Genomic DNA, 25,829 nt, shown 5'->3' with positions numbered 1-25,829 from the left:
AAGGATAATATATGCTCTCTTACCTGTTAAAAGGAGCTTAATTGATGTCATCTAAAATTAGAGATTATAATAAATTAGCAGTTGATATATTAAATGAGTTAGGCGGCGAAAATAATATTGTTTCTGTCGCGCGTTGTGCAACTCGTTTGCGTGTCGTTACTCAAACCACCCCAGCAGAAGCGAAAGAGAAAATCGCCAGTTTACCTGGTGTTATCACCGTGGTTGAAAAAGGTGGACAAATTCAAGTTGTTATCGGCACCAATGTTGACAAAGTCTATAATGCATTTACTCAATTGATGAGTGGAAACAATAAAATTGATGTAAATAGCAAAAGTAGTATGTTAAATCGTATTATCGCAACAATGTCAGCTGTTTTTGCCCCATTCGTTTATGTTTTAGCTAGTGCGGGGATATTACAAGGGATCTTAATTTTAATTAAGCTTGCCTATCCAGAATTTGAACAAACTGGCACTTGCCAAGTATTTAGCTTTATCTCATGGGCGCCATTTACCTTTTTACCTATCTTTATTGCCATTACTGCATCGCAACATTTCCGTTGCAACATCTATATTGCAGTTGCATGTTGTGCAGCGCTACTATCACCAACATGGGCAGAAATTGCAACATCAATAAAAAATGGGGGAACATTTGACTTATTTGGTTTACCGCTATCTGAAACCACCTATATGTCAACCGTATTGCCACCACTATTTTTAGTATGGTTACTCTCTTATTTAGAGCGTTTCTTAGAACCTCGCTTACACAGCATTATTAAACCATTAGTCATGCCATTAATCTGCTTAGTGATTATGGTTCCATTAACCTTATTAGTAATTGGACCTATTACAGCTGGTGCAGCGCACTACCTTGCAAGCGGATACAACTGGATTGTAAACCTTGCGCCATGGGTCGCGGGTGCAATTATCGGGGCATTTTGGCAAGTTCTGGTTATATTTGGTGTGCATTGGGGTATTACACCAGTTATTATCGAAAACATTAACCAATATGGTAAAGACTCTTTCCAAGCCTACCAAACTATCGCGGTAATTGGTCAAGTCGGTGCAGCATTAGGATTCTATATCAAAACTCGCTCAAAAGAGATGAAAGGTGTATCAATCTCAGCCTTTATTACGGGTCTATTTGGTATCACAGAGCCAGCTATTTATGGGGTTAACTTACGCTTTAAAACACCATTTATTTATGGCTGTATTTGTGCTGCAATTGGTGGAATGGTCGCTGGTATCTTTACGCCTTACTACTACACCTATGCAGCATTACCTGGACCACTAACTATTGTTAATGCAATTAACCCAGAACATTATGGATCAATCATCGGCGTAGCACTGGGTTCAGCAATAGCACTATTTGGGCCAGTGATCTTAATGCAAATTTTTGGTACTAATGAAAAAGCACAAAGTGAAGAAAAAATTGAAAACGACACCCCAAAAGTCGTTCTTGATAAAATCAACATTACCAGCCCAATGATCGGTAAAGCATTACCTCTAAGCGAAGTGCCAGATCCCGCTTTTGCACAAAAATTAATGGGTGAAGGTATTGCTATCGAACCAACAGATAATCATGTTTACGCACCATTTGATGGCGTCGTTAGTGCGGTATTTGAAAGTTCAAAACATGCTATCGGCTTAGTCCTAGATAACGGTGTAGAATTATTAATTCACGTTGGAATAGATACCGTTAATTTAACTAATAACGAATTTAGTTATCACATCAGTATGGGGCAACAAGTTAAAAAAGGTGATTTGCTAATCAGCTTTGATCCACAAGCGGTCAAACAAGCAGGTTATCCATTAATTACACCAATTATTATTGTTAATACAGATCAATACCAATTGATCACATTAACTGAAAATAAAGACGTGAATCTTGACGATATCATATTCGAAATTAAGCAATAACAAGGAATCAAAAATGACTAAAAAACCATTTTTATGGGGCGGTGCATTAGCCGCTCACCAATTCGAAGGCGGCTGGAATGAAGGGGGCAAAGGACCAAGCGTGGTTGATGTCATGACCGCTGGCGCACATGGTGTTGCAAGACAAATCACTCAAGATATCGAAGCAGGCAAATTTTACCCAAATCATACAGCAATTGATTTCTATCATCATTATAAAGAAGACATCAAATTATTTGCTGAACTTGGACTAAAATGCCTCCGTACTTCAATTGCTTGGACTCGAATTTTCCCTAAAGGCGATGAGCTAGAGCCAAATGAAGCAGGCCTACAATTTTACGATGACGTATTTGATGAACTCATTGCAAATGGAATTGAACCGGTTATTACCCTTTCACATTTTGAAATCCCATTACACATTGCTCGCCAATATGGTGGTTTTCGTAATCGTAAAACCGTAGAGTTTTTTGAACGTTTTGCTATAAGTTGTTTTGAACGTTATAAAAACAAAGTTAAATATTGGATGACTTTTAACGAAATCAACAACCAAATGGACACCAGTAACCCAATCTTCTTCTGGACCAACTCAGGTGTACAAGTTAAACCTGGTGAAAATCCACAAGAAGTGCTTTACCAAGTTGCGCATTACGAATTATTAGCCAGTGCTAAAGCGGTTATTGCTGGTAAAAAAATCAATCCTAACTTTGAAATTGGTTGTATGATTTCTCACGTGCCAATTTACCCATACTCATGTAACCCTGAAGACATGATGGCATCAGAAATTGCTATGCATCAACGCTTCTTCTTCCCTGATGTACATGTTCGTGGATATTATCCATCATACGCATTAAAAGAGTTTGAACGCGAAGGCTACAAACTTGATATTACAGAAGAAGACTTAGCTTGTTTAAAACAAGGTACGGTTGATTACATCGGCTTTAGTTACTACATGTCAACGGTCGTAAAAGCGGATGTTAAAAACGACAACCGTGACAACATCGTCAATGGTGCATTACCAAATGCAGTTGAAAATCCATACATTAAAAGCAGTGACTGGGGTTGGCCGATCGACCCAGAAGGATTACGTTACACACTTAATCGCTTATACGATCGTTATCAACTACCACTATTTATTGTTGAAAATGGTTTTGGGGCGATTGATGAACTTGAGCACGACAACCAAATTCACGATAAACCACGAATCGAATACCTCGGCGCGCATATTAAAGCGATGCAAAAAGCGATGGATTACGACGGTGTTGATGTGATTGGTTATACCGCTTGGGGGATTATCGACGTCGTTTCATTCACCACTGGCGAAATGAAAAAACGTTATGGCGTAATTTATGTTGATCGTGACAACGAAGGTAACGGTAGCATGAAACGCTATAAAAAAGAGTCATTCGAATGGTATAAAAATGTGATTAAGACCAATGGTCAAAACTTAAAATAATCATTTAATAATATAAAGGATCTGATTTGCGAATTAAAATCAGATCCTTTAACCCATCTCATCTAATCAACACATCATCAATCAAAACTTAAAAATAAGTTGCTTTTCAACTTGTGGATCAATCAACGTCACATGAAAACCAATTAACCTAACACCCCGATCATTGCGCCTTTCTAGCCAAACTTTATGAGCTTGTTCAATCAAATCAGCTTTATCCAACTTAGACCAAACATGCTCTTGAGTCGTAAGCTGAAAATCATCAAACTTAAATTTCACACCTTGGCGAGCAATAGAGAGATCCGAGCGAACTTTGCTTAAACGCTTCTCCAACTCCTCAAATAGCGGATCAAATTGCGCTAAACACTCATCCCAACTGTGAATATCATCAACCAACGTGCGCTCTACCCCAACTGACTTGCGTTGCCTATCATTACAGACTTCGCGTTCATCAATCCCTTGGCAACGCTCATATAAAATACGTCCAAACTTACCAAACTGATTAAGTAACTTAGTCAAATCATAATTAACCACATCTTTACAGGTATAAAGCCCCAACTCTGCTAGCTTCTTCTCGGTCACTTTACCCACACCGGGGATCTTCTTCAGTGGAAGTTGCTCAATAAATCCCTCAACCTGATCGGGTGTAATCACATATTGCCCATTTGGCTTATTCATATCAGAGGCGATTTTAGCTAAAAACTTAAGTGGTGCCACACCTGCTGACGCGGTTAACTCTAGCTCCTTATAGATTGCTTGTCGAATATCTTGGGCGATTAACGTAGCAGAGCCATGACAGAGCTTACAATCCGTCACATCCAAATAAGCCTCATCAAGCGAAAGCGTCTCAATGGCTTGAGTATAACGCTTAAATATTTGATGGATTTGATTGGAAACCTCTTTATAGACAGCATGACGACCTGGAATGACCTTGATATTAGGGCACAGCTTAATTGCCTGTGCCATTGACATCGCACTATGCACACCATATTGACGAGCAATATAATTCGCAGTTGCCACCACACCACGCTTACGTGGATCGCCACCTACGGCGATCGGCACATTGCGATAAAGTGGATTATCTCGCATTTCGACAGCTGCATAAAAACAATCCATATCGACATGAATAATTTTTCGCATAATGAAGGTATTAGTATATAGAAAATAACTGTATAAATATACAATACCATACCTTTACTTTATCTGTAAATCACTATTTAGCGAGCTGATCGAAATCGGTTAACCCCTCTTTACCATGAGGATCACCAATCCATCGAGTTGGCTGTGCAAATTTTTCATTCACAACACTTTTTTCGGGTTGATAATCATCGAAGCTTAACCCAGCCAAATCAGACCAAGTATGAATCAAATCCTGAGTACTAAATTTTCGATTCACATAAGACTCAAAATGATTATTAGGATGACTCACTAACCACTTAGGCGATTGCCAAAGCATAAAAGGAACCGTATACATAGCCCTAGTTGGTGCCTTCTCATTACGCCCTAAAACATCATGTGGAGCCGTTTGATAAACTTCCTCACCATGATCGGAAAAATACAAAATAAAACCATTTGGATCACTATTCTTAAATAGCTTAAACAGCTCAGTGGTAACAAAATCATTAAACGCGACCGCATTATCATAACTGTTATAAACTTTTAACTTATCATTATCCAAATCAAAATTTACGCCAGTCTTATCTTTAAAACGCTGATACTCCTCACCTTCCGGATAGCGCAGCTCATATTTCATATGCGTACCGAGCAGATGAATAACAATAAATTTCTTTTCAGCAGGATCATTTAGCACATTCTTAAACGGCTCAAAAACCGACGAATCATATTGTCTGGAACTCTGATTACGATCATTATTCATATAAAACTGCTCATCAGCTTGCTTAGAGAACATCGTCAACATCGTATTGCGCTTGGTCATCGTTTGTTGATTGGTAATCCAAAAAGTCTTATAGCCGGCCTGTTTCATCAAATGAATTAATGATGGCTTAGAAAGATATAAATCAGGATGTTGCTCATCGGCCAAAGTTAGCGCTTGTTGCAAAATCTCAATCGTATAAGGTCTTGATGAAACAACATCATTAAAAGCAAGAAAATCAGGGTTATCTTTTTTAAATTGCTCGATTAACGGCGTCGTATCACGACCATAACCATAAATGCCCATACGGCTACGAGTCGTTGACTCACCAATCACCAGCACTAACGTTCTTGGAGTATTTCCATTGGCATCAGTTAAATTTTCGAATTTAGGCAAGGTTTCGAGATGATTTAAGATTTTGTCCATATTAGAAAGCTGAGAACGATAAGCAATATAACTACTGAGCAATTGCCATGGAACCGTCGTTTCCATCCGACTTAACAGATGCTGGGTAGCGCGCTCAAACGAAGTCTTCTTAATCGCCACACTAATAAACAATGGCATCAACGCATAAACCACAATGATTATCGACACTAACCATTTAGTCATATTTTTTACATAAACCGGTTTAACCTTAAACCACAAAAACACCCCAACCAAAATATAAATCAACAGCACGGCGACGAGTTTAATACTAAGGTACTGGGAAATAAATTCATGTGACTCATTATAATTCGACTCCGCCATCACAAAAAAAACACTCTGCGAAAACTCCTGTCGATATATCGTAAAATAACCAATCGAAATTAGTGACAACCCGCCAACAATAATGCCATAAACGGTAGCAAATTTTTTGGTAATATTAGGAAAAAAGAGAATAGGCACCAGCCAAATCATACTATAAATTATCGAGTCACGAAGCCCAATAAAATTAGCATGTCCTGACAATGCAATGTAAAGTTGTAATGCACAAGAAAAGTAACAGAAATACAAAATAGCATAAACCAACGAGCGCCAACTAAAATTTCTATCCAAATTTTGCTCCAATAATTACAAATAAAAGTGCAACTAAACTAACAAAAACAGATTAACAAAACCTTAAGATGGAACTAATAAAGATTATTTATTGATTATGATGAAAGGGATTCAAAAACCCCGTTCCTCAACTTTTTTGATGCAAAAAACGGCTACTAAAAAAAGCCACAGTTTAAGGCCGAATTATTTATTTTAGACAACATTGCAGAATTTTAAACCCCAAAACCCCCACTCCTCAACTTTTTTTTCGATAAAAAACTTAAAAAATCACCCTAGTTGAAACGGATGATTTATTTTCAACATCACTCTGCTATTAATGCAATTCACTAAAATAATTCTTCAACTCCTGAATAAATGCACTATCTACCATGGCAGGATATTTATTTGCCTGCCATGATTGTAAAAATAATAGATGCTGAACCGTTAACGGTTTATTCATATCTCGAAATTCGTTTAACTGTTCGTTTATCTCTTGGAATGCTGTGAGAAGGGATTGTGGTGTTTTTTGCTTCGGTATTTGGCAATGCTTTTGGTACCATAATTCATACCCACTTAAATCATAATTACCCAATAACTCATAACCCGTTAAATTAGGGCTGGCATTAGGATAGCGTTTAGTAATAGAACGGGTAGGAAATCCACCGCAAATAATAATTTCATCAATTTTTTTTATATACTTTGCCGTTGCCTTTAAATTAAAACCCAATAATTGCTGAACCACATATAATGATTGATTATAAAGCTTTAAAAAATTACCTTCAGCAATAAACTGAACCGGCCTTTTACTTAACGCGATTTTGTCTTCAATATTCATTTTATATTACTTCTTTAATATCTATATTTTTAACCACCACCTCGGTGCCCAGCATTTTTGCCGCTTAGCCGCAAAATCGCTTTTTTATGGCTAAACGACGTTGACTCCTTGAGTCAGCTTACTTTTAATCACTTAATACTATTTTTTATCACTTCCCCCCCGGTCTAAGGATTAAGGACGAAGAAATAAGAACTAAGGATAGGTGCAAAGGCCGAAGGTGGCTCTGACAATGTCCAAAAAAGTCACGTAACCCTTGTCAGTGCGCACGGCATAATGGGTACTAAAATTCGGTTCAATAACCCAATACGGAGTGTTGTTGAAGCCAACGCCTGAATAAGCGTCCATACGACCCCACTCAGTGAAAAAACCAGAACCTATATGACGCATATAATGATTACCAGGTGAGGAAGGTGTAGCGCCCAAACTACTAATTCGAGACGAATTTGTTAAATCCCTTATGCGAGGCACTCGATAACCAAGACTATTACACCAAGAGAATGTATTAGAATAAGTGTCCCTCTTAGAACCACGGTTCATGAACCACCGCTTCAAAGTAAAACCATATCTGACAACAGGAGTACCATTAGTATCACGACCAACCAACTCGAATGTCTGAGGCAAAGTAGGTTTAGAAATAGAAATAGGAATAGGACTGGATGAATTAATCTGGGATTCGGTAGCGTAAGGACCAGTTAAAGTAACACGAACGCTTGTAGCTGTAGGATTAGACATTGTAACTGTGATACCTCCATGAGAGACAGGAGACCAAGACAATGCCCGACTAACACCACTAATGAGTAAATCAAAGTACAGTTTGTTAGCACCAGTTGTAGGAAAGTTTGAACCGTAACGCGATAGGTCAGTTGACTGAGGAATAAAACCATTATCCGGGTCCCACATCGAAACCGGACCAGCATAATCACCTGTACTATAGTACATATCTGGTCTAGCAAAACAAACCACTGGCGAAGCCTTAGGATTGACGTAATAAGTCACATTACGGGCACTGAAAGTACTACGATTAGGAACGCCGTAACGAGTCGATAATGTACCGTCAGTACTAGATAACTTAATCCTATAAGGTGCGTTACAATTTGTTAGCTCGGAATTACGTGATACAGGTCGATTGTTTTTATCGACGATAGATAAACTTAAAGAACCTGTAGCACTAACGCCAGAATCTCCATCATCATCACCCCAATAATTATTAGGAGGACCGATAAGAGAACTCAAAGCGACTGAATTTGTATCAGTAGGAACGAACATACGAATATCAGCAAAACTCTGACCCACAACCGGCAATGAGATTGGCGCTGAAGAAGATGAAGTATTAGTTGAAGGCGTATATTGTGTACCATCAGATAGTGTAATCCCAAGCAGACCGTTAGCATCAACCGCACGAGTACGACCACCATCGAAAGTCAGATAAGGTGCACTACCCTGTATCGCATTCCTAGTTGTCTGTGATGTCAATGCATGACCCGAAAAAGGAAGGAAAAAGACCACGGAAAAAACAATCTGCCGGGATAATTTGGAAAAGGATCGGAAAAAAGATCGAGAAGAGGATCGCGGAAGCGATCGCGCAAAAATTCGCAGAATTTCACTTGATTGCGTGGAAAAATAAGTTTTAGTGAAAAATTTAAGTTGGGAGTTGAACTTAGACGAATCTAAAAGATAGGTTGGCCAGGTTGCCTGTTGCCTGTTGCCTGTTGAAAATTATAATGCATTTTAGACTACCTTGTCAAGTAATTTTTTGATTTATTTGTGATTTTATACTTTTCTGTCAAATTTTAGCCTGTTAGCTAAAACCGTGTAAAAAGTATAGTGATTGGAAAAACACGATGCAACACTTTTTTTCGCTCATTTAAGTTAACTTTTGTAAATGGGATCTAAAAAGGATCTAAACTATAATTATTTAATTATTGTTTTATTTAAATATATTGTAATTACAAATCTTTAAAATTAGAGCGATTGATCCTCAAAAATTTTATGTTAAGGCTTTGAATTAGAAATTTAGTGATTTGGATCATTTAGTAATTTTTAAGTGACATTTAAAACCTCAAAAAACCCCGTTCCTCAACTTTTTTTACTGAGGACACTAATTATGAATAATAACTTATCCCTAACAATTTAGCTATCTCTTGATTTTCAGCTAGCTGTTTTGGTTCTGCATTAAATATGACGTTTCCATTTTCAATAACCACACAGCGGGAAAAATGGCTAAGTGACTCATCCAGATAATGCGATACCATCATTAAGGTCAGATTAAATTCACTACAAACCTGATTAACCAATGCCAACATTTCAAAGCGCAGAGCTTGGTCAAGAGCAGAAAATGGCTCATCTAATAATAATATAGGACGATGTTGTATAAGACAGCGAGCCAGTGCCACGCGTTGCCGTTGGCCACCCGATAGCTGTTCGGGATAGCGATGGTTAAAGCCTTCCAGCCCGACACGAACCAGTATATCATTAATAGTCGTTTGTTCAGCTCGACTCAGTTTTAATGTCGGCTTAATGCCTAAAGCAATATTTTGTTCAACCGTTAGATGGCTAAATAAGTTATTTTGTTGAAATAGCATCGATACAGGGCGTTTACCGGGTAACGTTGTTGTGACATTTTGGTTATTTAAAATGATTTGTCCTGATTTAGGAAAGATGAACCCCGCAATCAAGCTAAGTAATGTACTTTTGCCCGCACCACTTGGACCGACAATAACAACCCGCTCTTTAGCAGCAATATTTAGCGTAAAGTGCATGTTGAAGTTGTCATATTGATATTCAATTTTTTGAAGTTCGATCATAATCCATCACAACCAATAAACTAAAAGATAAAAGTAATAATATCGCGGCTGTCACGATACTTTCTTGATAATGATAATGCGATATCTGTTGATATAAATAATAAGGTAACGTGGTCACCGACTGCCCGCCAAACAGAGCTATTACCCCAAAATCGCCCAATGACAATATGGCAGCAAGGGCAAAACTCATCAACATAAGGCTTTTTAACCCCTTAAAATCGACCAAATAAAAATGCGTTAATCCATTGATATTAAGGGTTTGGGTTAATTGCCAATAGCGTGCCGTAATATCATACATCGGCGTAGCTAAATTTTTAAGGATGAAAGGTAGCGCCATTAACCCATTACAAACCATAATTAATAAGCAGATAAAAACAGTGTTATGACTAAAACCGAATAACAATAAAAACAATCCCGATGCTAATACCATGTTTGGTATGGCTAATATCAATGAGGCAACCATCATAAGCCGATTGCTTAATTGACGTTGTTGGTTAATCAATAGTCGGCAATTGGTCCATAGCAAAAGTAACCCAAGTAACATCGCTATCATAGCCGAACCTATAGCAATAAGGATTGAATAGAGTAAAGCTTGTTGCAACATCGATGTGAGTAATGAGATTTGGAAAAAATAGAAACCTTGAAAAAGTATAGTAATCATCGGGGACAATATAAATAATCCCCCTATTACGATAATTATCATACTAATCATTTTTAACCAATTGGTTATCGGTAATTGATAGTTGGAGTGACTAAATTTAACACTCAGCTTTCTATCATTTCTATTTATTTTCTGCATCAAGCTGATAAAAACAATACAGCAAACCAATTGCACGCAAGATAGTAATGCGGCTTGTAATAGATCAAAGTCTCGCACCGCTTGATAAATAGCCACTTCCAGCGTGGTGTATTTTGGACCCCCACCCAATGCAAGCACTATGGCAAAACTCGAAAAACAGAGCATAAAAATAAGTGCTGCCATAGGCAATATTTGTCTACGAAGTAACGGCCATTCAAGTAATTTAAAATAGGTAAATGTTGAAAAATTAAGTTGTGCCGCTAACTGTCTTTGTTCTATAGCAACACTGTTTAATGTTTTGTAAAAGAGCACACAAGCATAAGGAAAATTCAAAAAAACATGCGCCAACAAAATACCTTGCAAGCCATAAATGGGAAATGAAAATGGGATATGCAGTACTTGGCAAATGTAAGCCAGTAAACCTTGTTGCCCATATACCGACAACAACCCTGTCACAACCACCAAAGCGGGTAAAATAAAGGTAATTGGCATTATTTTTATCAGTAACTTTTTACCTTTAAAATCAATAAAGGAGAGCGCCTTAGCCATTAATATTGCTGATGCCAGCGAAAGTATTGTCGATAACAAAGCTTGATAAAAAGTGATCCAAACAATATGAAGCACATAACTATCAAGATAAATCGTCAAATTTCCTGACTCTAAGGCAAATCGCCAAATAGCAATAAGTGCCGAGCTTAAAATGATGAGTATTAAGCTCGCCGCACTCATTCCGGGTAATAACGATTTAAATTTCAACATTGGCGATACGGATCTATTTACTAATTGCCGATTGCCATTCTCGAATCCAAGCTTTTTGATGTTTTTCAATCTCTGCCGGCTCAAATTCTAACGATTTATTGACTGAATTAATTTGCGCAAAAGCATTAGGTAGATCCGTTTTGATAATCGGATACATCACATTTTTCTCAGCAAATTGGTGTTGGACTTCAGGTGTCAGCAAATAACGTAAAAATTGGCGCGCTAGGTCAATTTCTTGACTGTATTTAATAATTCCGGCTACTTCAACTTGACGATAGTGCCCTTCATCAAAAATAGCTGCTTCGTAGTGATGCTCGTTTTCATTAATGATATGTGCCACTGGCGATGTACTGTAACTAAGTACAAAATCCGCTTCGCCTTTTAAAAACATACCATAAGCTTCGCTCCAACCTTTGGTGACTGTCACCGTGTTTTTAGCGATTTGTTGCCACGCTTCTGCTGCTTTATCACCATAAACTTTTTTTACCCAAAATAGTAAACCAAGTCCTGGTGTACTGGTTCTTGGATCTTGGTAGATGATTTTCCAACCGGCTTTATTTTCAACCAGTTCATGTAAAGAATGAGGTGGATTTTTGACTTTGTTATTATTGTAGATAAAAGCAAAATAACCAAAATCATAAGGCATAAAACTATCATCCCACCAATTGGTGTTAAGATTGTCAGGTTTAGCGATTTGATGAGGAATAAGAATATTCGCTTGTTTGGCTTGCTCTAATAAATTGTTATCTAACCCTAAAATAACATCTGCATTCGTTTTATCGCCTTCAAGGCGAATACGATTTAAAACCGACACACCATCACCTAATGTCACAACCTCAAGTTGGCAATTGCACTGGGCTTCAAACCCTTTTTTGATTGCCTCACCGGGTCCCCATTGTGACATAAATGAATTATAGCTATAAACCGTCAAAGTGGGCAGTTCTGCATTGACTAATGGGCTAAAAAGTGAAAATAGAAAAATAACAGGTAGTAAAAAGTTTTTACGAAACATTTTGCCTCCAAAGAAATAGGTAAAAGACAAAAGGTTTGAGCAGATATAATAACTCAAATCCCTCCGCTGGCATTATCCAGTTCAGGTTCGACGAGTTATGTCAGTCAATCTGACACTCTCAGCCCACTAGGGCACCCCGTTGAGAACGACATTAGTTTAGAGGGTGAAGGTATAATTGTAAATAGTTACCTTCAACGGTTGCCTGCAAACTTATCTATGATTTTGGAAGAGAGTAACTGCGCTTGATCAAACTGATAGCTTTATAAAATTTCCGCTTAGCCCCATTTGTAATCGGAAAATCGATTTCTTGCTCATTTAAGGGTTGAGTGAGTTTTGCATATTCATTCAAAAAGATATTTTCACCATAATTATCATACTATTTTGTCAATTGTGAATCTGAGTTCTTGCAGATGACCTTGAGCAAACACCGAAGTTGAAAAGAGCAAAAGGATATTGATAATCAGGTAGTTAAATAAATTTCGGCACCTGTTTTCTCTTTATTTTTTTATCTATTTTATAATTGAGTTGATAGATTACATCTAAATAAAAAAATTTTCGTTTATAAAAGAATCAGCTATTTACTTGTCCTTAACTAATCCCACAGTGACAATTTATCAATTTATCAGTATTATATTGGGCATTTTATTTTAAACGATTAGGTTCAGTGTGAATATTCAACAACTATTAACACAACGTGTTTCTCAAGCAATGATTATGGCGGGTGCTGATAAAAACTGCGACGCTTTAATCAAGCAATCAGCTAAAGCCCAATTTGGTGACTACCAAGCAAATGGTATCATGTCTACCGCTAAAAAATTGGGAATGCCACCACGAGCATTAGCTGAAAAAGTTTTACAACATCTTGATATTGATGATATTGCCGATAAAATCGAGATCGCCGGTCCTGGTTTTATTAATATCTTTTTAAAAGATAGTTGGATTGCTGAACAAAACGAAGTCGCGCTAAATAGTGATAAACTGAATATTACTTTACCAGCCAAACCACAAACTATTGTGGTTGATTACTCTGCACCAAACGTAGCAAAAGAGATGCACGTCGGCCATTTACGCTCAACTATTATTGGTGATGCTAGTGTCCGAGTATTAAGCTTTCTTGGTCATAATGTTATCCGTGCCAACCATGTTGGTGATTGGGGAACCCAATTTGGGATGTTAATCGCCTACCTTGAAAAAATGGAAAACGAACATGCCAACGATATGGAACTTTCAGATTTAGAATCGTTCTATCGCGCAGCAAAAAAACATTACGACGAAGACGAAGCCTTTGCCGAAAAAGCCCGTAATTATGTCGTAAAACTCCAAGGTGGTGACCAATATTGCCGTGAAATGTGGCGAAAACTGGTGGATATCACCATGACACAAAACATTGCCACATATAAACGCCTTAATGTCACCTTATCGGTTGAAGATACAATGGGCGAAAGCATCTATAACAGTATGCTACCAGGCATTGTTGCCGATCTAAAACAGAAAAAATTAGCGGTTGAAAGTGACGGTGCCATCGTCGTCTTTTTAGATGAATACAAAAATAAAGAAGGCGAACCAATGGGCGTTATTATCCAAAAACGTGATGGTGGCTATCTTTATGCAACAACCGACATTGCCTGTGTAAAATATCGTTACGAAACACTCCATGCTGAACGTATTTTATATTATACCGATTCACGTCAACACCAACATCTAGAACAAGTTTGGGATATCGTGCATAAAGCGAAATATGTACCAGAATCCTTAAAACTTGAACACCACATGTTTGGTATGATGTTAGGTAAAGACGGCAAGCCGTTTAAGACTCGCTCAGGTGATACCGTAAAATTAAACGACCTGCTTGACGAAGCAACAGAGCGTGCAGAAGCACTAATTAAAAGTAAAAATCCCGATCTTTCACCAACAGAACTTGCCAAAGTGATTGATGCTGTGGCGATTGGCGCAGTGAAATATGCCGACCTATCCAAAAATCGTACCACCGATTATGTTTTTGATTGGGATAACATGTTGTCATTTGAAGGCAATACTGCACCATATCTACAATATGCCTATACACGCGTACTGTCGGTGTTTAGAAAATCAAATATCAACGAAGATAGCTTAACTGGTAATATCAATTTAGGCACGGACAAAGAGCGAACATTAGCAATTCGATTAATTCAATTTGATGAAACCGTTTCAACCGTTGCTGCAGAAGGCACACCGCATGTGCTGTGCGCCTATTTGTATGATATCGCCACCCTATTCTCTAGCTTCTATGAGCACTGCCCAATTTTGGCAGCCGAAAATGAAGACTTGAAACATAGCCGTCTAAAACTGGCATCTTTAACAGCAAAAACCCTTAAAACCGGTTTAGATATGCTTGGTATTAAAACGGTTGAAAAAATGTAACAAAACCAGCCACCGATATTGTTCAATATCGGTGGTATATCGACACTTAAAAACATCTTAAAAATTTCAGCGTTTAAAATTGAGGGGAGTTTTATAAAACGAAATTTATCCCCCCAAAAAAATCCTCAACTTTTTGATATAAAAACACAACTAAACACCACAGCTTAAAGCTGGATTATTCATATAAAACAACATTAAAAAGTAGGATTTAGCCCCCCCAAAACCCCGCTCCTCAACTTTTTTTGATTATCATTTTCCGCTCTTCTTGATCAAAAAACGTCCACGCAACAAAACGGCTAATTTTTTGTCCTTGAGCCATAGAGACAATTTTATATTCAGTTGCCACTTTTAGTTGTTTTTTTATTTTGCTTAGCGTCTCTTTTTTCGATACCAATGAGGTAAACCACAGGCATTGCGTTTTGTATTTGATACTCTCTTTTATCATTTTAGAGATAAATGCACTTTCTCCCCCTTTGCACCAGAGTTCAGCGTGTTGTCCACCAAAGTTGAGGATGAGATTATCTTTCGTTGAATTTACTTTTCCCAACTTTTTAAGTTTAGTGTAAGCACTTGCATGTGCTTCTTGTTCGGAGGCGTGAAAAGGTGGATTGCATAGGGTGGCTAGGTAAAATTCTTTAGGTTGAATGATATTTTCAAAAATAGCTTCGTTGTCAGGTTGTAAGCGACATTGTAATGTGTTTTTTAATAGATCATTAGATTGTGCTATCAATGAAGCAACTTTTATTGATGTTGGATTGATATCACTACCCACAAATGACCAACCATACTCTGCACAACCAATAATTGGATAAATAATATTCGCCCCAACCCCAATATCTAAAATGCGAACCTGTTTACCTGTAGGAATTTGGTCATCTTGCGCTAACAGATCGGCAAGATAGTGTATATAATCTGCTCGCCCCGGAATTGGCGGACATAGATAGTTGTCAGGAATGTCCCAATACGAAAGTTGATAATAGTGCAATAATAGCGCTTTATTTAGCATTTTGACCGCAGTAGGATCAGCAAAATCAATCGTTAACCGTCCATATTGATTAGGCTTTACAAAATTAGATAGCTCGTTCAATGTTTTGATAAGTAAATCAAATGGATAACCATTAATGTGTTTATTGCGGTGGTGTAAAGCTGTTTTTTTGATTGATTGCATGGATGATCCAACATAGAGAATTAATCACTATTATAACGTTTTTGAGCATATTTGTGAAAATAGCGAGAGATTTTATGCTTCAAAAACCCCGCTCCTCAACTTTTTTTATAATCGTTAAGTTATACGATTGTGGATGATTCGAAAATTAATTTTGAATTTGTTATAATCATCCACTTTAAATCCAACCGATAATACAATGAAAAATCTAAAAAAGTTTTTGATATTCCCTTTTTTTAGTTTAATGCTTATGTCTTTTGATTCCTATGCGAGTGAGTTTAATGGACAGGCGTTATCATTACTTTGGGTGATCCCTTTCGTTGGAATTTTGTTATCGATTGCTTTATGTCCACTATTTTTAGCCCGATTATGGCATTATCACTACGGTAAAGTTGTTGCCGTTTGGACGTTATTATTTTTGGGGTTTGCGCTGGTTTCATTTGGTTTAACGACAACAATTGAACTAACAGTACACGCCATTGTTCAGGAGTATATTCCTTTTATATTATTACTTTTGGCTTTGTTTACGGTTTCCGGTGGCATTCTGATTAAGAGTGATAAAATCAGCACACCAAAATCCAACGTTATTTTACTGATGATTGGCGTTGTGCTTGCTTCAATTATGGGAACAACTGGCGCTGCGATGTTGATGATTCGTCCACTACTTCGAGCTAATCGTCAACGGCAGTATGCTGTACACACGGTAATATTTTTTATCTTTTTAGTTGCCAATATTGGCGGTGGATTAACGCCTTTAGGCGATCCACCATTATTTATTGGTTTTTTAAAAGGTGTCGATTTTTTCTGGACAGTTAAGCATATGCTGTTGCCTGTTGTGTTTACATCAGGGTTATTGCTAATTATTTATTATTTTATCGATCATTACTATTACGTTAAGCAGTATGGTGTGAATAGCAATCCAATTAGTGCTAAGCCTGTTAAGTTATATGGTCTAAATAATCTTGTATTATTATTGGCTATTATTGCTAGCGTGATTTTGTCTGGTGTGTGGCATTCATCGATAAGTTTCACTATTTTAGGTTCACAAATCGCATTACAAAATTTAGTTCGTGATGGTCTTTTTATTGCTATTACGATAATTTCAATAATGATTACCCCAAAACAAGTTCGAGCAGGCAACGAATTTAATTGGGAGCCGATAAAAGAGGTTGCTAAGTTATTTATTGGGATTTTTATTACTATTGTGCCTGTGCTAGCGATTTTACGTGCGGGTAATGATGGTGCGTTGGCTTCGGTCATTTCATTGGTGACTAATGGCCAAGGAGCACCAATAAATAGTATGTATTTTTGGTTATCAGGATTGCTATCCGGATTTTTAGATAATGCACCAACTTATCTGGTCTTTTTCAATCTTGCTTCGGGTAATGCTAGTAGCTTAATGACGACGTTTGAAAGCACTTTACTGGCTATTTCAATGGGCTCGGTATTTATGGGCGCTTTAAGTTATATTGGTAATGCCCCTAACTTTATGGTTAAAAGCATTGCGGACCAAAAAAAAATCAATATGCCTAGCTTTTTTGGTTATATGAAGTGGTCAATCGGGATTTTGATTCCGGTTTTTATTATTGATAATTTGGTGTTTTTTGTGTTTTTTTAAGAAATGACTCTTCTCAGAATTCCCCAAGTAAAGTGCATATTATTTTTACTTGGGGTGAATGTTAATTAGTCTTATTTAAAAGAAATATTTAAAACGGACCCTTGCGCCATAACGATTATCGTTACCTCCTCCTTGTTTTTCATCGCGCTCTAATCTAGATAAGTAAGTCCCTAAATAGATATTGAAGTTATCCATATCCATCACATTTGAAATTAAGTATGAGGCATTGACAGTATGTAATTTATATTTACCTTTAGCATAAATTTCACCATCACCTCGATAATTTGTATTAAATGCTTTTATATCATTGGCAGCATAGATGTAACCAAGACCAATACCTTTCCAAATACCATTGATACCCGCGGTAAAATCTTTTTCTTGTTCGGCATCTAAATAGGAGATGCTGCTATTGAGCAGTAATCCCTCAGATGATTTATCAAAATCACCTGCACTATTCCAACTCATCGTTAAGCCATACCCATTATGTTTTGACTGATCATGCCATTTGCCGTTTATATCATGATAACCATAAGCGTTATTAACAACATTACGCTCCATTGCTAGAGCTGCTGATATATCATTATTTCGGTAGGATATGATGGGACGTAAGTAAACGACGTTTTTATCTTTTTGCAATTTATATCCATGATAATGGCTATGATCAAATAAGGAGGTACCATCTTTTACCATTGCATTAACTTGCAAGTTCAAATCCCCCAACTCTTTGGTTAATTCGATTGCACCGCCGTTACTGCTACGCCCTCTACCCTCTTTCATCATATAGATGTAACCAAAACCATCACTATATAAATCGTTGGCAGTATTGCCAGAATATTCTATGAAGGTATCTTGCCCAAGTGGGAACATGTCGTAAGCTTCATAGCGACCAATTCGTAGGCGCCAATCATCTTTTTTACCAAAATAGAAACTAGCATCATCTAGGTTAACTTTACCTCCCATATCAGCAAGCGGTTGCACCGAGAATCCTGCATAGTTCTGATTCGCTAATTCTCTTTTCCCATCCAAGCCGAATAAAATACGGCCATTTATATCCCACTGATCTGTGTCATTAGCATCAAAGTCTTTGTTTGCCGATGTTCTAAGTGAGGTTAACTGCTTTTTTTTGCTTGCAGCATCAATATTAAATTCGACATCGCCATAAAGTTTAAGTGTTCCTTGTTCGGTCTGCCATTCAATGGATGCTAATGCGGATAAAGAATAGAAACAGCAGACTCCAGCTATTATTTTTAATTTCATCGTTATTTCCTTTTAATGTAAATTGATTAAACTTTTTGTTCATCATTAAGATTTCTGGCATCTAATTCAGCTCGAATTGAAGTATAACTGTCATCAAGTTTGTAGAACTTAGCTATCCAAATCATCGAGGCAATAATTAAAATGGCAGGTAAATATAAGTAACAGAGTTTGATTGCAAAAAGCGCACTTGGTTCTTGAACTGCATTGGCAACATATCCACCAGATGAGAGTAAAAAACCGGTAATAGCACCAGCACCAGCCATCGCCACTTTGCCAAAGAATCCATTGATTGATGTCAAAATTCCGGCAGTATTAATACCGGTTTTCCATACACCATAATCAACCGGGTCAGCCTGCATTGAAAAATAGATAGCAAGGCGTTGCCCAGCACCGAGTGATAAGATAACCGCGCCGATGATAAGACCAAGATGATTCACGCCCGATAACATCATTATTCCCATACCAATTAAGTTGATAGCGCTTGAAAATAGATAGACATGTCGTTTTTTCATCTGATTGGCTAAGAATGGTACGGTAAGTGTGCCAATTAAGGGAACGAAAGTTGATATTCCCGCAATTATTGCGGTAAGGTTTTCGCTTTGTACGTAATAGTTGAAGAAATAGACTAAGGAGCCAGTTTGTAAAAAGAATGCGCCCCACATAAGAAAGATGTTAGTTGCAAAGATTTTCCATGGGTTGTTGTCTTTTAAACCTTTCCATGCTCTAGTTAAGGTCATTCGCTCTTGTTGTATAGTGATTTTTTCCTCAACATTTTTAAAACTGACTATCAGAAAGAAAGTCGCAATAATCCCAAAAACAATAGCGGTATATAAAAAGCCATGTGTTTGATCACCATTTCCCAATGTCGCAACTAGCGGTAATGTTGCAACTGCAACAATCGTTGAACCTAAGGAACCTAATAAAATTCTTACTGAAGATAAGGTTGTTCTTTCTAATGAATCTGCAGTTAAAAATGGCAACATTGCACTAAATGGTATGTTGACCAAGGTATAGATAAAAGAGAGGCAAAGATAGGTGATAAAGGCATAGATTAGTTTACCTGTCGTACCAAAATCAGGCACATAGAAAACTAAAATGCACAATATGCCAAACGGTATTGCGCCGATTAATAGCCATGGACGACAACGTCCCCAACGTGTGGATGTATTATCGATAACTAAGCCCATTAAGACATCAGCAACACCATCAACCAGCCGGGTAACTAAAAACATTAGACCGACATAATAAGCGGGTAGTGCCATTACGTCCGTATAAAAATACATAAGATATAATGAGATTAATTGCCATACTAAATTACAAGATAAGTCAGCGATCCCATAACCTATGCGTTGCCGCCAAAGAGAAAATAATGAATTGACCATTTTTTTATTCCTTATAAATTTTTAGTTAAAGTTTATTTTGTCGAATAAACCAAGCCGGTGTGCAACTCCAAGCATGACAGTAGCTATTGATGATTTTGCTACCATACGGTGAATAATTAAGGTCGTTTGGATCAAACAATTCCCAAAATGTGTCTGCCCCAAATTCGACCATTTTTCCCCAATATGCTTTAATCTCATCAATGGCTTGTTGTTTCATGCCTGTTTTGAACAAGGCTAAGATGTAGTGATGTCGTAAGTAAGGCGTGTTCATGCCGATTTCTGGTGGAGTTGTTATTAATTGAGTTAATAATTTTTGTTGATGAGCTAAATCGCCTACATCAGCTAAAACCATCCAAATTTGTGTGGCGAAACTAATTTGTTTTTGTTCGCCGCTGGTGTAAAAACCGGCTTGCTCGTCCCATAATGTTTGTGCTGCTCTTTTAACCAAATCTAATTTTTGGTTAAGCGCCTGAGTTATATCAGGTTGAAAATGTTGGGAAAGTCGACATGCTTTGTCTAAACAGTAAATTAAAACACCTTGAGAAGCGCCTTGTTTATTGAGTTTTTCGTGCCAATCAATAAATGACCACCAATCATCACTATCTTGAACTAATCCTTGCGCGTCACAACGTTTTAGATTTATTTCAATTTGCTGTAATGCGATCGGCCATAGCTCTTTAACCGTTTGTCGATCATTAGTTTGATTAAAGTAGTCGTAAAGGACATCGACAAAAAGAAGTGAGTAATCAAATAAGAACGTATCGTCAGCAATAATGTCAGGTTTAACAAAGACATTAGATGAAACCAGACCATCTTCCCGACGATGGCTAGCAAAGAGGTATAAGCATCTGCGGACTAAATCGTGCTGTTGAAAAGTGACGTTGTTCACTAGGGCTTGTAAGCGTAAATCGCCTAACCACAGTCTTCTATCTCTTTTCGGACCATCCTCGAATACGTCTTGCATACAATTTCGAAGCGTGTGAATGGAGACTTGATCTATCTTCGCTAATAGCGGATCTGATGATTGATAGCTAAGACAGTGTTCTGGTGCTGAACTGACTGTGTTAAAAGTTATATCTTTAAATAAAATTTGGTATTTAGGCGATAGTGAGACAACATCTATTTTTAAGTATCTAAAGCAGTAGCGTCGAGATAAGTTGATTTTAGAGGGTAAAATATCAATGTATTCATCATGCTGTTGTAACCAGCTTTTGCTAAGCCAACCTTGATATTGACTGAATGGTTCAGCAATTTCACACAGTGTTTCACCAAATGTTAATTTTATATGCGCAGGCGCATCAGGAGGGCTACCAGTAGATTCGCACAAGAAAGAGAGATAACCAACATTGTGTTGACCAAAATCAATTATAAAACTATCACCTGAATGAAAACTCTGATTGAGATAATCATTTGCATCACTCACTATTTTTGATGACCAATGATGAATAGCACTTGGATCATTGATGAGCGAAATAATCTTTTGGGGTGAGATCTTTTTTTGATAAATCTTTGGTTGTAATTGCTTTGCTTTCAGAATAAATGCATTATCTTTTACCATAACTGCATCAATATTTTTTTGAATTGCTTGTGCCATATTCTTCTCCTATAGAAAACATTTAGGAGTATAGCTATGCAAAACAAAAGCTAGCCACTAAGATACTGCCAGATTGCGTTTATAAATGGCAATATTAAAAAGCTTATACCGAGCAAGTTCACATTTTTAAGATTATTATTTTTTATCTCATGTTTAATTACTTTATTGTATTTATATGACGGATAAAAATTGTCTTTTATTTAGCGGAATACCTTGATAATAAGTTACCGTTGTAAGGATATGATCAATATGTATACTTTAAAAATTGACACTTATTTTAATCATAAATCAGATAAATTAGCGCTTTATAAGAGTGACCCTGAGGACAACGGTTGCGAGCATAATCATGAGTTCGACGAGTTAGTGATTGTTGAGCACGGTCATGGTTTACATGTTATTAATGGTAAGCCATTATTTATTCAACAAGGTGATGTTTTTTTAGTTAGGGGGCATGATTACCATTTTTATGATGATCTCGGAACGCTAAAGCTAACTAATATCCTGATTAATCCCAATCAGAATTTTACTTTTTTGAAGAATATGGAGGAGCTATTAAGGCCTATCTCCGCAAGTGATTTAAGTTCTTATATTTGGTTAGCGCCTAATATTCGTAAAGAGTGTAATTCTGTTATTGATCAGTTATTTAATTTAAATAATTCAATTGAGCATCGTGAGTATCTGTTTTTTAAATTGCTTATTATCATTAAGCAATATCAACGTCAGTCACAACAAAATAATACCCGCTATAAACTCCATCTTTTACTTAACCATCTTCAAGAAAATTGCTTTGATGAATATGATTGGAACAATATAGCGCAAACGTTTCATTTAACAACGCGTACGATGTTTAGGCATATTAAACAAGCAACCGGCCTAACTCCTGAAAATTACATCAGACGATTACGGTTAATGTCAGCAAGATTAAAGATTAGAGAAAGTGATATGACTATTACCGAAATATCATTACTTTGTGGTTTTGTTAATAGTACTCATTTTACTACACTGTATAAAAAAACGTTTGGTATCACGCCATCTGAAGAGCGGAAATTTAACTAGATTTTAATATGGTTGGGTTTTAAATAACGATTAAGGATTTAAGTACTTGTGACAGTTTACACTGTCACAAGCATTAACTTAATTATTCAACGGATATTTTAGCCATGGGCTTTCTTCCGAAGTCGTGCTTTCGGTGTAGATATCAAATAGACCTGAAAGCGAAGCATCATCAGGCTGGTACATAGCACGACCTAGCATATAACTTTGACCAAATTCTTCCCAATTGGCAAAATTTTCTTTAACCGTTGGTAAAACTGAGTTAATCGATTGCCATGCTTGATCTTTGCTAATATAGCCCGCTATATAGCTTGCTCTGGCAATATAAACTAGGCGTCCTAAATCCCATGCAATTGAACCTCGTAGTAAAATTTGACGCAATTCGTCTTGGTCTTCAGCGACTTTGTTTTCAATCAGCATTGAAGATACTTGATCTAATCTTGAGCAATAGATTGTAATAATATCACGATAATCTTCTGGAACTTGGTCATCAATACAACTTTGCCACTGCTCTTTAGGTACGTTTAGATAAATTTCAATCGCTACATCAATGAGTTTGTGAGTTGATCCAAAAGAGGATAAACATTCAGTAGCACTTTCCGGAGAAGTTACATCCCAAGCTGTACTTAAGCGATATCGCTGTTCTTTTTTACCAGAGTTTCTGGCATCACTTTCTAAGCTATCCCAACAAAACATATGCTGCTCAGCAATAATAAGTCCAGCTGATAATGCATTTTGCTGGTCAACTGTCAGTTGTTCAGTTTTTTGAGAATTTTGGGGAAAAGATTTGTGCTTTAAAGTTTTAATGAGAATCGTAATCACTCTATTGTATCGTACAAGTAGTGACGCTAAAAGAATCAAAATTACAATTAATATTTCCATATGAACATCTTCTTTTTGACATAAATCAATTTAAATAAGCTGTGAGATAATAATACATAACACCTGCTAACAAGATAAATTTTTAGAAAAGTTTTGTAAAAAATTAAGCTGTTTCGTTGTTATATTGATAATTTTTTGAATGAAGTGGTTTTAAAAATGTGAAGCTTCGCACATTTTTAATAAAAATTCCTGTATAGCTATAATTTATTGCCAAAATATTATATTAGCTGTCCAAATTTTAAAGGTGAGATTTCGATTTACTTTTTAGAATGTGGTTGTAGGTTTTTATAAGGAGTGAGGTTCAAAATGATTGAGATGTTACTTGATAAAGATTTTTTTTCGTCTAGCGATCAAAATATCACCGTTGAGCCTCGGGCGCCTCAACCCGTCTACCCTGAACATACGCATAATTTTAATGAAATCGTTATTGTGACAAGTGGGTATGGAAAACATATTTTAAATGGGCGACTATTTGATTTATATCCAGGTATGATGTTTTATATTAAGGCTTCGGACTGCCATTTGTATGAGAACGTTAATAATCTACATTTGACCAATATTTTATTTAGGGATCCTGAGAATTTTCATTTTATTAATGGGATAAATCAGTTAATTCCAAATCCTGATCCAATTCATTCTCATTACTTTTTTGATAAAAAATCTGATGAAAATATTCAATCGATTATTAAGCAATTGACGCAAAATCAATCAAGTGCTGTACAGGAAAGTTTATTTTTACAATTACTACTTATTTTTAATAAGAATTTTTATGTCAATGAAGGTTCTGGATCATCTGATAATCGCGTTAAGCAGTTGTTGCGTTGGTTACAGATCAATTTTAAGGAACAAATTGATTGGGAACAGTTAACAGCACAATTTTCATTGTCATTGCGCTCTTTTCATAGGAAGATGAAAAATGAGATTGGCATCACGCCTCAAAAATATTTAATAAAGTTGCGGTTAGCTAATGCTTATACTCAGTTAATTTATAGCAATAAATCTATTACAACCATTGCGCAAGAATGTGGTTTTAATGATAGTGCTTATTTTTCTACCTGTTTTAAACAAGAATTTACGTTTTCGCCACAAGCATTACGTAATAACCCAGATAAAGGTTATCATTAGTTGTTTTACTAGTAAGTCAGGAACAGTTTATGGAAAGATGTTTGCGTTTATATAAACAAGATTATTTTATTTCAAAGATGAATACTGTTACTGTCGAAAAACGTGATCATCAACACCCTTTTCCTTTACATGATCACGATTTTTATGAAATTGTGATTGTTTGTTCAGGTAATGGGTTGCATTATTGGAATGATTATATTTATCCAATTACCAGTGGTGATATTTTATATATTAATCCCAAAGATGTGCATGGTTATGAGTCAGTTAATGATCTAAAATTGGATAATATTTTATATTTGAGAGAGTCACTTTTTTTATTATCGACTACCGAGTCTTATTTACCTAAAGTGACAGCCAAACATAATGAGCGTTCTTGGCGAATTCAACCTTCATACCTTAAACTTTTATCTCCTCTTATCGAAAAATTAGCTATCGAATCAAAGAAAAATAATTTAGCCTCCGTACATTTATCTGAGGCACTTTTTCTGCAATTAGTTATTTTGTTAGACCGGATAAAACAAGCACCAAAGGTAACGGAGCCGACTGCTACTCATCAGTTGGATTTATTGTTTACCGCACTTCATAATAGTATTGCAACGCCATTTAATGTTGATGTTTTTTGCAAGGAAAATCATATTGCAAGCCGTTCACTTAGTCGTTTATTTAAAAGCCAAACAGGGATGACCATTAGTGGTTATTTACAAAAAAGACGATTATGTGATGCCATGTCTTTACTTCGTAATACTAATTATTCGATTAGTATGATTGCTGCTGAGTGTGGTTACGATGATAGTAACTATTTTTCCTCAGTGTTTAAAAAGCAAACTAATCAAACGCCTTCAGAGTACCGGGCTAAATTTAATGATAAGAAGTGCTAGATGAAGGTAGATTAAA

General features: G+C 36.6%; 19 protein-coding genes and 1 riboswitch. Of the genes, 7 read left to right on the top strand and 12 right to left on the bottom strand.

Annotated features, from left to right (window positions below; translation table 11 throughout):
- Positions 1-44 precede the first annotated feature (44 nt).
- Together J3U00_RS02205 and J3U00_RS02200 are read left to right on the top strand one after the other, a co-directional pair.
- Complete coding sequence (locus J3U00_RS02205) at positions 45-1,916, top strand: beta-glucoside-specific PTS transporter subunit IIABC (protein WP_267331376.1); 1,872 nt, start codon at positions 45-47, stop codon at positions 1,914-1,916.
- Positions 1,917-1,929: 13 nt separating this feature from the next.
- Complete coding sequence (locus J3U00_RS02200) at positions 1,930-3,366, top strand: 6-phospho-beta-glucosidase (protein ID WP_065734534.1); 1,437 nt, start codon at positions 1,930-1,932, stop codon at positions 3,364-3,366.
- A gap of 81 nt (positions 3,367-3,447) precedes the next feature.
- Here the strand turns inward: J3U00_RS02200 and dinB are convergent, their stop codons facing one another.
- The 7 genes from dinB to thiB form a co-directional block, all read right to left on the bottom strand.
- Complete coding sequence (gene dinB / locus J3U00_RS02195; RefSeq protein WP_267331375.1) at positions 3,448-4,503, bottom strand: DNA polymerase IV; 1,056 nt, start codon at positions 4,501-4,503, stop codon at positions 3,448-3,450.
- A 73-nt stretch (positions 4,504-4,576) separates the two neighbouring features.
- Positions 4,577-6,271 (bottom strand): phosphoethanolamine transferase CptA, encoded by a 1,695-nt coding sequence (gene cptA / locus J3U00_RS02190; RefSeq protein ID WP_267331374.1) that lies wholly within the window; start codon positions 6,269-6,271, stop codon positions 4,577-4,579.
- 313 nt (positions 6,272-6,584) lie between these two features.
- Entirely contained in the window at positions 6,585-7,085 is a 501-nt protein-coding gene (locus J3U00_RS02185; RefSeq protein ID WP_267331373.1) for a hypothetical protein, read from the bottom strand.
- Positions 7,086-7,277: 192 nt separating this feature from the next.
- On the bottom strand, positions 7,278-8,558 hold the full coding sequence (locus J3U00_RS02180; RefSeq protein WP_267331372.1) for a hypothetical protein: 1,281 nt from the start codon (positions 8,556-8,558) through the stop codon (positions 7,278-7,280).
- Between the two features lie 629 nt (positions 8,559-9,187).
- Positions 9,188-9,889: a thiamine ABC transporter ATP-binding protein ThiQ gene (gene thiQ / locus J3U00_RS02175; RefSeq protein ID WP_065562860.1), complete on the bottom strand. Its 702-nt coding sequence runs from the start codon at positions 9,887-9,889 to the stop codon at positions 9,188-9,190.
- Entirely contained in the window at positions 9,867-11,447 is a 1,581-nt protein-coding gene (gene thiP / locus J3U00_RS02170; protein WP_267330908.1) for a thiamine/thiamine pyrophosphate ABC transporter permease, read from the bottom strand. The genes thiQ and thiP overlap by 23 nt, the downstream gene beginning before the upstream one ends.
- Positions 11,448-11,460: 13 nt before the next feature.
- Complete coding sequence (gene thiB / locus J3U00_RS02165) at positions 11,461-12,459, bottom strand: thiamine ABC transporter substrate binding subunit (protein WP_267331371.1); 999 nt, start codon at positions 12,457-12,459, stop codon at positions 11,461-11,463.
- A gap of 40 nt (positions 12,460-12,499) precedes the next feature.
- Positions 12,500-12,608: riboswitch (TPP riboswitch) on the bottom strand.
- Positions 12,609-13,125: 517 nt separating this feature from the next.
- On the opposite strand from thiB, the gene argS reads away from it, so the two are divergent.
- Entirely contained in the window at positions 13,126-14,859 is a 1,734-nt protein-coding gene (gene argS, locus J3U00_RS02160; RefSeq protein WP_065562857.1) for an arginine--tRNA ligase, read from the top strand.
- Positions 14,860-15,091: 232 nt separating this feature from the next.
- Here the strand turns inward: argS and rlmF are convergent, their stop codons facing one another.
- Positions 15,092-16,027 carry a 23S rRNA (adenine(1618)-N(6))-methyltransferase RlmF gene (gene rlmF, locus J3U00_RS02155; protein ID WP_267331370.1) on the bottom strand — a complete coding sequence of 312 codons (936 nt, stop codon included), beginning with the start codon at positions 16,025-16,027 and terminating at the stop codon, positions 15,092-15,094.
- 247 nt (positions 16,028-16,274) lie between these two features.
- Between rlmF and J3U00_RS02150 the strand changes: the two genes are divergently transcribed.
- Positions 16,275-17,642 (top strand): sodium:proton antiporter, encoded by a 1,368-nt coding sequence (locus J3U00_RS02150; RefSeq protein WP_267331369.1) that lies wholly within the window; start codon positions 16,275-16,277, stop codon positions 17,640-17,642.
- Between the two features lie 75 nt (positions 17,643-17,717).
- On the opposite strand, the gene J3U00_RS02145 is transcribed toward J3U00_RS02150, so the two are convergent.
- Genes J3U00_RS02145 through J3U00_RS02135 form a run of 3 tightly spaced genes read right to left on the bottom strand, consistent with a single transcriptional unit; the run spans position 17,718 to position 21,875 of the window.
- The gene (locus tag J3U00_RS02145; RefSeq protein WP_267331368.1) at positions 17,718-18,899 is read right to left on the bottom strand and encodes a carbohydrate porin; all 1,182 of its coding nucleotides are present in this window, start codon (positions 18,897-18,899) and stop codon (positions 17,718-17,720) included.
- Between the two features lie 26 nt (positions 18,900-18,925).
- Positions 18,926-20,281, bottom strand: a complete 1,356-nt coding sequence (locus J3U00_RS02140) for an MFS transporter (protein ID WP_267331367.1) — start codon at positions 20,279-20,281, stop codon at positions 18,926-18,928.
- Between the two features lie 25 nt (positions 20,282-20,306).
- Positions 20,307-21,875, bottom strand: a complete 1,569-nt coding sequence (locus tag J3U00_RS02135) for a hypothetical protein (RefSeq protein ID WP_267331366.1) — start codon at positions 21,873-21,875, stop codon at positions 20,307-20,309.
- A 249-nt stretch (positions 21,876-22,124) separates the two neighbouring features.
- Here J3U00_RS02135 and J3U00_RS02130 point away from each other — a divergent pair, with 249 nt between their 5' ends.
- Positions 22,125-22,931 (top strand): helix-turn-helix domain-containing protein, encoded by an 807-nt coding sequence (locus J3U00_RS02130; RefSeq protein ID WP_267331365.1) that lies wholly within the window; start codon positions 22,125-22,127, stop codon positions 22,929-22,931.
- A gap of 78 nt (positions 22,932-23,009) precedes the next feature.
- Here J3U00_RS02130 and J3U00_RS02125 read toward each other — a convergent pair whose 3' ends face one another.
- On the bottom strand, positions 23,010-23,810 hold the full coding sequence (locus tag J3U00_RS02125; protein ID WP_267331364.1) for a DUF1266 domain-containing protein: 801 nt from the start codon (positions 23,808-23,810) through the stop codon (positions 23,010-23,012).
- A 306-nt stretch (positions 23,811-24,116) separates the two neighbouring features.
- Between J3U00_RS02125 and rhaS the strand changes: the two genes are divergently transcribed.
- A complete protein-coding gene (rhaS, locus tag J3U00_RS02120; protein ID WP_081303373.1) occupies positions 24,117-24,935 on the top strand; it encodes an HTH-type transcriptional activator RhaS in 819 nt (272 codons plus the stop codon).
- A gap of 29 nt (positions 24,936-24,964) precedes the next feature.
- Positions 24,965-25,813 carry a helix-turn-helix domain-containing protein gene (locus J3U00_RS02115; protein ID WP_267331363.1) on the top strand — a complete coding sequence of 283 codons (849 nt, stop codon included), beginning with the start codon at positions 24,965-24,967 and terminating at the stop codon, positions 25,811-25,813.
- The last annotated feature ends 16 nt before the right edge of the window (positions 25,814-25,829 follow it).

The sequence above is a fragment of the Gilliamella sp. B3127 genome (assembly GCF_026536935.1).
Taxonomy (GTDB): Bacteria; Pseudomonadota; Gammaproteobacteria; order Enterobacterales; family Orbaceae; genus Gilliamella; species Gilliamella apicola_E.
This window is presented reverse-complemented; position numbering and strand designations above follow the sequence as displayed.